General features: G+C 60.6%; 7 protein-coding genes and 1 pseudogene. 4 read left to right on the top strand and 4 right to left on the bottom strand.

What is annotated here, in order from left to right:
• The coding region (locus EOA49_RS26325; protein WP_245460805.1) for a Ulp1 family isopeptidase at window positions 1-3,064 on the bottom strand (3,064 nt) is incomplete at its 3' end.
• Window positions 3,065-3,986: 922 nt separating this feature from the next.
• Here EOA49_RS26325 and EOA49_RS26320 point away from each other — a divergent pair.
• From EOA49_RS26320 to EOA49_RS26305, 4 genes are read left to right on the top strand one after another with little or no spacing between them, the layout of a single operon-like run.
• Window positions 3,987-4,283 carry a DUF2604 domain-containing protein gene (locus EOA49_RS26320; protein ID WP_024505654.1) on the top strand — a complete coding sequence of 99 codons (297 nt, stop codon included), beginning with the start codon at window positions 3,987-3,989 and terminating at the stop codon, window positions 4,281-4,283.
• Entirely contained in the window at window positions 4,276-4,893 is a 618-nt protein-coding gene (locus EOA49_RS26315; protein ID WP_091595799.1) for a putative metal-binding protein, read from the top strand. The genes EOA49_RS26320 and EOA49_RS26315 overlap by 8 nt, the downstream gene beginning before the upstream one ends.
• Window positions 4,890-5,378, top strand: a complete 489-nt coding sequence (locus EOA49_RS26310; protein WP_091595801.1) for a Mov34/MPN/PAD-1 family protein — start codon at window positions 4,890-4,892, stop codon at window positions 5,376-5,378. Before EOA49_RS26315 ends, EOA49_RS26310 begins: the two co-directional genes overlap by 4 nt.
• A gap of 3 nt (window positions 5,379-5,381) precedes the next feature.
• Window positions 5,382-6,941: an E2 ligase fold family C protein gene (locus tag EOA49_RS26305; RefSeq protein WP_091595803.1), complete on the top strand. Its 1,560-nt coding sequence runs from the start codon at window positions 5,382-5,384 to the stop codon at window positions 6,939-6,941.
• A 214-nt stretch (window positions 6,942-7,155) separates the two neighbouring features.
• On the opposite strand, the pseudogene EOA49_RS26300 reads toward EOA49_RS26305, so the two are convergent.
• From EOA49_RS26300 to EOA49_RS26290, 3 genes and pseudogenes are all read right to left on the bottom strand, one after another.
• Window positions 7,156-9,623, bottom strand: a pseudogene (locus EOA49_RS26300) (S8 family peptidase).
• Window positions 9,624-9,640: 17 nt separating this feature from the next.
• Window positions 9,641-10,627, bottom strand: a complete 987-nt coding sequence (locus tag EOA49_RS26295; protein ID WP_095488552.1) for an ATP-binding protein — start codon at window positions 10,625-10,627, stop codon at window positions 9,641-9,643.
• Between the two features lie 356 nt (window positions 10,628-10,983).
• The coding region (locus EOA49_RS26290; RefSeq protein WP_127243437.1) for a DUF3363 domain-containing protein at window positions 10,984-11,573 on the bottom strand (590 nt) is incomplete at its 5' end.

Raw genomic sequence — 11,573 nt, 5'->3', positions numbered from 1 at the left:
TTGGTGGGGAGGCAGGCTCGTCTTCCAACAGTTGCCGCAGTTCCCCTGGCTCGAATGCCATCATCGGTGGGGAGGCGGGTTCATCCTCCAGCAGCTGCCGCGGCTCTTCCTCGTGCGGCAAGCGCCTCCTTAGCCGGTCTTGCAGCGCCTGCCGATCGGCAACGAGGTTGTCGAGGGGCAGCGGCTCGTGGTCTGGCCGCTGCCCTTTCACCAATCGTTCAACCAGCGCCCACGTGCCCTCCAGGACAAATACGCCGCAATCATAATGGTTCGTCTGTCTGGCCATGGGGGCTGGCGCCAAGGTGGCATTCAGCAGTCCTGCGAGCTGTTTTGCAGGCACGTCGTTATATCCCTCTCGCTGGAGGGAGTCGTAGTGATAGGCGAACCGCCTTTCCGGGTCGCGGCGATCAACGAGCAGCAGCGACCAATGGGTGCCGGGGCTAGTAGCCGTGCCATTATTCACTGGCAAGAACAGGAAGTCGGCTGTGGCGTTGTTTTGATTATAGATGGACTGCAATATGCCTCGAGCGTCTTGCGGCGACGTGTGTCGCAGTAGATGGGATACGGAAGGATCCACCAGCCGAGTCCGGGCAGCGAGCGCCGGATTGATCCCCTGCAGTTGCCCCTCCAGCAAATTGTAATCTCTCTGGATATGGGCGTCGCTCAGCCATTCGGCGGCGCCGAGCACCCGCCCCGTTGCAACGTTGGACGGGGCTGTCGGATCGAGCGCCCCGATCTGAGCCCCAGAGGAACTGGTAGTCAGTGTGGTCACATCAACCAGTGGAAGGCCGCGGTAGGTGCCTGGCAGCCTAGCGGTTGCTGGCGAGGCGGGTTGGGGAGCTCTTGCCGGTGCCGCTGGCCCAGCTTCAGCAGCGGCCCCAACGCGCCTGGTGACTGCGTCTGCCGGATGAGCAGAAAGGACAGTTTCGCGCCCGAGCACAATGCGCGGCAGGATATCCCGGAGGTGAGCCAATGCAGAACTGATACTTAGCCTATTACCATAGGAGACAGCCTTGAAGCTCTCAACATCTTTATCCAGCGATTTGTCGTGAATCCGAGCCGCAATCCCAAGCTTGTTATTTTGACGCAGGTACTGACTAAAATGTCTAAGAAAATTTGTATAGCCGCCCACGGTATCTGGATTCCGTCCGGTCGCAGGCGCTGCCAGGTACTCCTTGGTCGAAGCGGCTCTGTAATTTCTAATGAGCTCGGCATCGTCAGGATAGGGGATCACGACAGGGCGAGCCATAATCTGGGCTCCGCCTGTCGACTTCTTGAGGTAACGCAGTGCGCCAGCCACGGTGGAGGAACCACCCGTACTCTCGTACTCCTTGAGATCCTGATCCAGCGACGAATGGTAAAGCCGAGCAGCAAACCCTGGCTTGTTGTTTTGGAGGAGCCACCGACTAAAGCCGAAAAGAGAATTTACATTGTAAGTGACCGTGTTCGCTTTGGCCTTACCCGCGTGGAATGCTGCCCTCAGCCCTTCGATAGCGGTCGCATCGTTGGAATAGACAGGACGCTTGTCGGCACCGTCGGGGACTACAATTGGACGATCCGGCTGCACTGTCGAGGGCATCGACCCACCACCTCCGGGATGCGGTGCTGGGGTGGATTCGTGCTCATCCCTCTGCCTGACGAGCTGCGCCTCACATTCCGGTGTAGCCACCTTATGAGGATCCTGCATCGGTTCGATCCCCTCCATCTCCTGCTGCAACCAAGCCAAAGCTTGGCGAGCGGCCTGCGCGGCTTCATCAACCGCGGAGGATGTCTCCACACCTCTGGCGGACGCCGGCAGAGCCTGCTCCGCCCGCCGTCGAAAGAGCTCTGGCGAGGCGGATTTCTCCGCCCACAATCTGGGCTGCGTAGCGAGTCCCCGTCCAGATTTATGTGGCACCGCCTCGCTTGGCAGCGGGCTGCTCCTGTCCCGTGCAGCTACCAGCTCCTCCGGGGCGCCCTGGTCGCCGTGGCGCCAGTTCAAGTGAGGGACGGCCTCTCCAAAGTCGGGCGCTTGGTGTTGGTGCGCGGTTGGGGCGAGAGACAATGGTAGATCGGTGCCCTCCTTATAACCTACCGGCAGGAGCTCCTCTGGCCAATCGAATCCCTGCTGTGGTGCGGTATGCTGAGCAGCGTCGCCACGGGGACGAGCCTCCATGCTGACCGCGTTTTCCAGATGATTCCCGAGTATAACGCGCGGCGGGTTCTTGCGGAGATAAACCAGCGCAGATTCGATCGGAGCTCCACCATTAGAGGAGGCGGCCTTGTAGCTCTCAACATCTTTATCCAGCGATTTATCGTAAATGCGACCCGCAATTCCGAGCTTGTCATTTTGACGTAGGTAATGACTGAAATGGTTAAGAGCAGTTGCGTAGCCGCTCGCGGATCTGAAATGTCTGGTGAGCGCGGCGTCGTCAGGATGGGGGTTCAGGACAGCGCGACCCACAATCGGGCCGGCTCCGCCCATCGACTTCATCAATTGACGCAGTGCGCCAGCCACGGTGGAGGAACCACCCCTACTCTCGTACTCCTCGAGATCCTGGCTCAGCGACGGATGGTAAAGCCGAGCAGCAAGCCCTGGCTTGTTGTTTTGAAAGAGCCAACGACTAAAGCCGAAAAGAGAATTTGTGCTGCGAGTGACCGTGTCCGGCCTGGCTTTACCCGCAAGGAGTGCTGACTTCAGCCCTTCGATGGCGGTGGCATCGTTGGAATAAACAGGACGCTTGTCGGCACCGTCGGGGACCACAATTGGACGATCCGGCTGCACTGTCGAGGGCATCGACCCGTCGAGATGCGGTGCTGGGGTGTATTCGTGCTCGTCCCCCTGCATCACAAGTTGCGCCTCCCGTTCCGATGTACCCACCTGATGGGTGGGGAGTTGCATCATCACGCGAGCGCCTGAGTTGCCAACCTCACCTGGTTGCCGCTCAGTGACAGCATGCTGCAGATTGCTTTGGATCCTCTGCCTCTTCGTTGGTCTCAACTCACCTTTACCATGCGAGCCATTGACGAGGACCTCCTCGCCTGGCGCACCCATCAACTCGTCCGCCGCCTGCAGTTCGCCCAAGTGCTGCTCAAAACCGGCTTGGCCGGCCTGTCCGCTTGCTCGTGCGGTACGGCGTGCTGCACCTGCAGCCAAGCTGCCACGATGAATGTCTAGTTTGTACGGGTGCACGCTATCCTCACTTCCACAGATCACATGAGCAACCTACTCAGGCAAGCTTTCGAGAGGCTGACGAGGTCCGCCGCCGCGGAAGGCGAAGGCTGGTTTTCTGCTCAGCGGTTGACGGCCTCGCGTGTTGCGGCCGCGCCGGGTATCACGCCAATCAATCTGAATAGTCGATGCGTCAAACGAACCAGGATGGGATTTTCGTAGCGGGGCTGCTCTACTCACTCTTGTCCTGAGGGCAGAATTCAACCATATCGCCGAGCAACTGGATGCCGATTGGATACCCGATCCGGAAAGCTTCAGCTCCTATGTGACGCGATGATGAGGCCTGGTCTCGCAGCGGCATGCGTTCCGAGAGATGCTGCACCAGGTACGAGGCGACCTTATCCAACAAGGCACCACTTGCGCTGTTTTGTGGAGACGAGCGTCGGCATGCATCCATGCGGGTGCTTGAGTGGTGAAGACTCTGAACGACGGTTCCTATGGCGCTGCCGGCGCAATCAGCTGCTTGGGGACGCGTGACGCAGATCAAAGCTCCCCTTGCCGAGCACGGAGCAGGCGAGTGAGAGAGCAGATGAATAGGCGTGTCGCCAATATTTTCGCATTGCTCTAATCGATTATAGTTGTGAGGAGCAATTTGAGACCATTTACTTGCGGCTCAAGTCACCCATAAAAGAAGGCAAGCACCGATTCGGTAGCTTATCCCCTGTCTTTCGCGTACTCGCGGCCGTGGCGCCGGGTGAACGATTGAAGACCGCCGGTCTCACTCGCAGGTGGGTGCCAGGGCGTGGGGCGGTTGGCAAGCCACAGGAGTAGGACAATGTCGAAGGATTCGGGTAAGGGCGATAATCACGGCGGCGGACCGGGCAAGATCGAGATCACGGTGGTGGTGAACGGCCAGCCCACGCAGGTCGAAGCCAATCCCAACCAGCCGCTTCACGTCATTCGTACCAAAGCCCTTGAGAACACGCAGAATGTCGCCCAACCAGCCGAGAATTGGGAATTCAAGGATGAGGCCGGCAACTTGCTCGACGTCGACAAGAAGCTTGGCGATTTCGGTTTCCCGAATACTGTGACCCTGTTCCTCAGCCTGAAGGCGGGCGTCGCAGGTGCCTAAACCCCAAAGTGTGGATCCGGAGGTCTCCCGAGCGAAGTTTGATCGGGAGATCGGCCGGTTCCGGCCATATGCTGATGTCTATCGGGCTCAGGGCTGCTTCTTGATCGAGGCGACTTTTCCGCGCGCTTTCTTCATTTTCGCCAGCCCCAAGTTAAAGCCACGGGTGGTCAGCGCAGCGAGCGAGGTCGACTTCACCGACTACGACTTAAGACCACCGTCCGTGGTCTTCGTCGATCCGTTTACGCGTGATCCGATTGCCCGGAAAGATCTATACCTGAAAATGCTTAGACGTCCGCCGCTGCCCGGAACGCCGCCGGAGATGATAGGAGCTCTCATCCAGCAGAACGCCGTGCCGCTGACGGACTTCATCCAGGCCAACAGTCCCGAGGACGAACCATTCCTGTGCATGGCGGGCGTCCGGGAATACCACGACAATCCAGCCCATTCAGGTGATCCATGGCTACTTCATCGGGGTTCTGGCGAAGGCTGTTTGGCCTTCATCCTGGACAAGATCATCAAGTACGGAATCGTTCCTATAGAGCAGTTGCAGATTCAACTCCAACCGACAATCGTAGGAATGGTGGTATCCCCTCAGGCGATACAAGAATGACTGGTTTGAGAGATGTAACGATCGTGACTCTCCCGCGCGGCTGCATCTCGACCACGCATGGGCATCTGCGCTCAGTTGGTCGCGAGGGCAATGAGGGGATGGCACTTTGGGTCGGCGTTCAGGAAGACCGGCACTTTGCCGTAACAGAGACGGTTATCCCGGCGCAGCGTCACATTCGAACAAACGATGGCGTTTGCGTGATCGTTGCGGCCGAAGAACTGCACCGGCTCAATGTCTGGCTCTACAAAAGCGGCCTGAAACTCTTGGCCCAGATTCACAGCCATCCGGGCCGCGCCTACCATTCGACGACGGACGACGCTTATGCGGTTGCTACCACGGTTGGGTGTCTGTCGCTGGTGGTGCCGAATTTCGCCCGCGAGCCTTTCGATTTTGCTCGGGTCGCCGCCTATCGGCTTGACGAAAAGGCCAAATGGAATGCGCTCCCTCCCGCGGCACTGTCGCGAATGATCATGATATCGAGTTGAACAATGGCATTCGCTAACTTCATCGATCGCGCCGCCACGGCGGCATCTCAGGTCCTGGCCGATTTTCATCTGGGAGACTTCAAAGCAGCTCTTGAAAAGCAGGTCGTGGCAGTCGCCTTCGACCATCAGGCCGCTTCCTGCGCCGAAGGCCAGGCGACATTAGATCTTGCGGTGAGATTGCTCGCTAGGCTCTACCCGGTTCTGGCGATACTCCCGCTGGACAGCGCGGCGAGCTCTCAAGCCCAAGCGCTGGAGCGCTTGGCAAAGTCGATCAATCCAAAAGTCGGCATCCGGCGTTCCGGCAAGTCTGCCACCGTCTGCGTCGTTGCAGGGGTAACGCGCCCATCACTCCGGTGCCCGATCTTTTTCGTGGGATCGGACGGTTGGGCGGCAAAGCTGTCGCGTACGGACCCGGTGGGCTCTGGCCCAAGTCTGCTGCCTTATGGAGCTGGCGCCGCCAGTTGCTTCGGCGCCGCCAACGTCTTTCGAACTATCTTCGCCGCCCAGTTGACCGGCGCCGAGTTGGACGAAACCATCGACCTCTCGCTATGCAGCTACGACAAGACCAAAGCCGGGGAGGCTGGCCCGATCGACTTTCCAGTCGACCTTGGCGAAACCCACCTCGTTGGGCTCGGTGCGATAGGCCATGGCTCGCTTTGGGCGCTAGCGAGACAACCCGATCTCAAGGGTCGTCTGCATGTAATCGATCACGAAGCGATCGAACTCTCAAACCTGCAGCGCTACGCATTGGCCGGCCAGGCGGAGATCGGTATGTCCAAGGCGGTTCTTGCAGCCACCGCCCTTAGATCGACTGCCCTTGAGGTCGAGGCGCACCCTCTGACGTGGGCAGAATATGTTGCGCGCCGGGGCAATTGGGTCTTCGACCAAGTGGGTGTGGCGCTTGACACCGCCGCCGACCGTCTGGCTGTCCAAGGTGCACTGCCGCGATGGATCGCAAACGCTTGGACGCAGGAGCACGATCTCGGTATCTCCCGGCATGGTTTCGATGACGGCCAGGCTTGCCTTTGTTGCATGTACCTGCCATCCGGAAAATCCAAGGACGAGCACCAGCTGATTGCCGAGGAACTCGGAATACCGGAAGCACACGAGCAGGTGAAAACGCTCCTGCAGACCAATGCCGGAGTTCCCAACGACTTTGTAGTTCGCGTGGCTACAGCGATGGCTGTGCCGTTTGAACCGCTAGCCCCGTTTGTCGGCCAGCCCCTGCGCTCCTTTTATCAGCAGGCTATCTGCGGCGGTCTGGTGTTCCAGCTTAGCGAAGGAAGTCGCCGCGTTCGAACTGTCGTTCCGATGGCCTTTCAGTCGGTGCTTGCCGGGATTATGCTTGCCGCGGATTTGGTCAAACATAGTGCGGGGTTTCCCATGAGCCCGACGACGAGCACTCGGGTGAATCTTCTGCGCCCCCTTGGCTCTCACTTGCACGATCCGAAGGCCAAGGACTCCAGCGGCCGCTGCATCTGTAGCGACGACGATTTCATTGCCGCTTACAGGCGCAAATACGGCGAGCCCGTTGATCAGGTAAGCGATGTCTCGGCCGCCTAAGCAGACGCGCACCTCTCCGTGGACGCAGGGGGCGCGGCTTGTGGGCGTGACCATGGGCGCCATTATGACACGCTTGGCCCGCTCCTTTGCCCGCCTATCGTCCTCCGCGCATGATCCCTGACACCTCCTTGCCGACGTGATGATCCAGCACCAGCCGCCATGGCACCAGAGGCTGGTCAAACCTCCGTTGTTGGCCGGTTTGGACAGTGCTGCATCAGGTCTCGACCGACGTCTCGACAGTCAGGGCTGCTTCGACGGGTGTGAAGATGTCAACATCGACCCCAGGCGCCCGAATCGTCACAATCAGGGCGTACCGAGCCAGAGCGTCGACGCGTTCCAGGTAAGGCTTCTCCTTCCACCAGCCCCCGACCGGGAACACGCCGATCGCGTCACGCTCGGCGAGATCGGCGGCGCTGCCCGACCAGAAATCGGCGTGCAACGAGCCGCGATCGCGGAAGGTGCCGAGCAGCCACTCTTCTCCGCCTCCAGCAGGCGCCCCTTCCTCCTCGTCCCGAGCGGCCTGATTGATGCGGGCTCGGAATTCGTCGACTGTCTCGGTCGCTGACTTTACTCTGAACCGAAGACCATGGGACGCGTAACGATGCCGGCGGGTCCATCCGCGTTCACCGGGGTTGGGTTCGATGAAATAGGACAGCGTGACGCGGAGCTCGACCTGGGCAGCGCCGAGCGCCGCGAGCTGCTCCTTCGGCCAAGGCAGGCGATGCAGCTTCATGTCACGCGTTTTGGCAGCCGCGCCGCCCTCGCGCTGGAAAGGCTGAAGCTCATCTTCAACGATAAGCGTGAGGTCGTTCACCGTTGACAGAAGCGCGCGCCCAAGATCTGGCACGCCATAACCATAGCGCCGCACGAGCGCCTGGATCTCGCCCTTCGCTCCGTTGCACGCATCGATGCGTGCGCGCATCGCCGGAGTCCATTCGGCCGAGTGGACGATCAGGGCGCGAACCGTTTCAGGCCACAGCTCGGGGCGCGCTGATAGAATTAGTCCCGCCATCCGTGCGGCATGGGCCGTTGCCGCGCTCGTATCTCCGAGGGTGGTGAAGTGGCGCAGTTCGGGTCGATAGAAAGTGGTCAATATCTGCAGATCGTCGATCGGCTCGCCAGGCAACACACCGTCATGGGCGAGATTGCCGCCTTCGAAGACGACCTCGGGCTTCACCGGCCACTGCCTGTCCCAAACGACCGAAGTGCGACTGCGCGGCGAGAGCTCGCCGACCGGCGCGATCGGAGCGTAGCCCGCAAAGTCGGTGTCAATGATATCGACCTTTTCTGTGAAAGCGCCGACCGTCAGCGCATTCCAGGCCTGAGAAGGATCATCGACTGCTTCCAGATCGTTGCGCGTCAAATGCTCGGCCGGCATGAGGTCATCGCCGATGTTGCCGGCAGAGAGAACGATCAAGCGTCGCTGTTCCTCTTCGAAACAGAGTTGGTCGATAGCGGCAGACCACGATGTGGGCCTTCCACGCGCCGGACTGGCGCTTGTCACAGCCATTGCGATCGCGCGGCGGCGCTCCGGCGCCTGCACCTCGGCGCGGGCGATCGCTTCCGCGGTGATCGCGCCATAGAGTTCTGGATCGTTTGCCTCGTCTTCTGGCGGAAGGATACGAACACTCTCCAGCCGAAAGGGCAATGGAACTGGATCGCCTCCGACCAGGAGCGGGACCAGATCACCGTACAGGCCGACACCTGCCATTCGCGTCCCGTGGCCGCTCCACGCAGGTGTGTCGTCGCTGCCCCATGCCGGTTTGACGGTGTGCCAGTCTTCAACGGCAAGTGCGGGTTCGATCAACGGGTGGGTGCGACGCACGCCGCTGTCGAGAATGCAGACCGCAATATCGGTTGAGGCGGTCTGACGCGCCCGAGAAGCTCGTCGCTCCAGTCCCTTTGCTCCGCGCCGCCAAGGCCCATGAAGAAGGACGGCGTATCCTTCGCGCGCCGCAGCTCGGCGACGACATCGCTGTGCGCAATCATGCGGTCGAGCATTGCCGTGCTGGCGAGTGCCAGCATGACCACCCGCTCCGGAAACCTGACCGCATGCGTGCGCAAAGTGATGTTCAGGGCTTCGGCAATGTGCTCGAAGTTCTCGCGGCGACCGTCGCGCAGCCAGACTTCCCACCACACCTGCTCGTCAGCGGCCTGGGGGAAGAGGTCGTCGTGGTCGGTAAACAACGATCGTGCAGTCGCCAGCCTGACTGTCTCCATGCGGGAGACGAGCGGCTCGTTGCGCGGTCTGCCGCGGTCAGTGTCAACGTCTCGATACGCCTCGACTTTCCGCAAATAATAGGCTTGCGCGCTTTGCGGCAGGAACACCGACGCTGTGATGGGAGCACCGGGTTGAGTTGGCTCATGGACGGCGACCAGCTCCATGTGCTGGCGACGATCGGCCAACTGGTCGAGGGCCGCCCGTCCGGACATGGGCAGATCGATCTCGAGATAAAAGCCAGGCGTGCCGACCGACAGCTGGGGGTCACGCGCCGCAATCTGCTGGCGTGCACTTTCGACCGCTTGTTCGATGGATTGCGTCAAGGCCGCAGCATGCGACGCCCGATCACGCGCCGGCAGCGGCGGTGCATGTATAAGTTGGTTGGGCCGCCGATAGGCTTCCCGAATGCCGTTGTTGCGAAGGTGGATATGGGCGCGGTCGCGCGGAAAATCGTCTGCCATTATGATCTGTGCTGTCGCTACTCAGACAGCGAAGCCTGCCGGCGTTCCTTCAGAGCGTCGATGAGCGCTTCCGAGGTGATCCGCTTCCCCCCCCGCAATATGATGGTTTTTGCAGCGTCGTCGGCCGCGCGGGTGATCTCGGCCTGCGACAGTCTCTCTGCCTGAGAGATCGCCTCGTTCCAGGCAAGCCCTCTGGTGTCGAAGCGGTCGAGTCGAGCCCGAAGCAGCGCCTCGATAATCGGCCGATCGGGCACGGCGTATTCGATGACATCGTCGAAACGGCGGAACAAAGCTCTGTCGAGCAGCTCGGGATGATTTGTTGCCGCAATAATCAGGCTGTGGCTGTCGTCTTGCTCGAGAAACTGCAGAAACGAATTCAGCACGCGCCGAATCTCGCCAACATCCTGGCGTTCGCCTCGACGCGCGCCGATGGCATCGAATTCGTCAAAGAAGTAGACGCCCCGCGTCGCCTGCATTGCATCAAAAACAAGCCGCAGCTTTCCGGCAGTCTCTCCCATGAACTTGGTGATCAAACCATCGAGGACGATCGTGAAAAGGGGCAGATGAAGCTCCCCGGCCAATGCCGATGCGGTCATCGTCTTGCCTGATCCTGGCGGGCCGACCAGAAGCAGTTTGCGACGGGGAACAAGCCCGTGCTCGCGCAAGCTTGCTTGTTGGCGCTGCTCTCCCAGCACGCGGTGCAGGCGCGAGCGCAGACTGTCCGGCAAAATCATGTCGGTCAGTCGCAGGTCCGGATAGCGCACATGCAGGAGCCCTGCGAGCTCGCCCTTTGGCTGAAAAAGGGGAACCGGCCGACTGCTCTTGGCAATCCGGGCGTCCCTGCTCTTGGCTGCGTCGACCAGATCCTTGAGCTCCTGAGCAAGCTTGCCATGGCCTTGACGTGCCTCATGCGCAGCAAGCTGCATCGCGATAGAGAGGAAACGATCCTCGTCGCCGGCAATGTGGCTTTTAAGCAGCGTCACGATATGGCGGGCCGTGGTCATGGCTCTCTTCTGGGGTATCCGTTTACTTGGCGAAGCGCATGCAACCTAAACGCTTTCAACGGCGATTTGTATCGCGCAATGGTGTTTTTTCTCTTGTCGATGTTCGCCCGTGGCAACTTCAGCGGTGAACTGTTGCGCCGCGGTCATAGGCCAGCCGGAATAACGCCGGCCAGCAGACAACAGTCCGCATCTTCGAGCGCTCGAAGTCTGGCCACTCACGCAGCGTGTCGGGTCCGAACGCTCCAAAGCCGCCCCGCCTGGCAGGTCCATGCGACCGATTGCGGGCGTGCGGCCATAAGGTCTACGCGGGCTCGCATGGCTGCCCGCGCCGCTGGCTAAAAAAGCTGTACACCATCTCACGAAACACCAGGTCCGCTCCTTTGCCGGCCGACGGTCCATGAAATCCCCTCCCCACTCACGACACCGGAGACCTCCTTGCCCACATGGCGCTCAAGCACCGGCCGCCATGGCACCAGCGTGAACTCGCGCGACTTCTCAACGACGGCATATTTTCCGCTGGCAAGCTCGACGGAGCGGCGGAGCGTACCCTCTACTCGTCCTCCGGATCGCGCTTCGGCATAGGGCAGGCCAAGTTCCTCCGACAGTTGGCCAGCAACACGGTTCAGTTCTCGCTGGCGCAGGATCGAAAGCATGTTGGCTCGATAGACGATCCGATCCTGTTCTTCATGCGCGAGGCCTTGCGCGATCAGCCACTCCCGCCGGCGAGCTTGCGCCTCTCTCACGTCGCAGCCGAAGCCGGATCCGTGCAAAGGCTCGGGTCTATCGGCAACCAGCTCCCGGTCGAGCCAGGTGGCGCCGTTGAAGCTGACCTGTCGCTCCAGCGCCATTGAGGAGAGCTTGTCGACAACGACAGGCTCGGCCCTGGCCCGCTGGCCCTCATAATTCGCGACGCGATCGAGATGGTCCGGCGCGATGAGCCAGGTGC

Source organism: Mesorhizobium sp. M1A.F.Ca.IN.020.04.1.1, assembly GCF_003997315.1.
Classification (GTDB): domain Bacteria; phylum Pseudomonadota; class Alphaproteobacteria; order Rhizobiales; family Rhizobiaceae; genus Mesorhizobium.
The sequence above is the reverse complement of the archived record's forward strand: the minus strand, read 5'-3'. Positions and strand labels throughout refer to the sequence as shown.

Excerpts from the sequence above, each read along its gene's own strand:
- EOA49_RS26320 (WP_024505654.1), top strand. The coding sequence starts at position 3,987 with ATGTCGAAGGATTCGGGTAAGGGCGATAATCACGGCGGCGGACCGGGC.
- EOA49_RS26305 (WP_091595803.1), top strand. The coding sequence starts at position 5,382 with ATGGCATTCGCTAACTTCATCGATCGCGCCGCCACGGCGGCATCTCAG.
- EOA49_RS26295 (WP_095488552.1), bottom strand. The coding sequence starts at position 10,627 with ATGACCACGGCCCGCCATATCGTGACGCTGCTTAAAAGCCACATTGCC.
- EOA49_RS26310 (WP_091595801.1), top strand. The coding sequence starts at position 4,890 with ATGACTGGTTTGAGAGATGTAACGATCGTGACTCTCCCGCGCGGCTGC.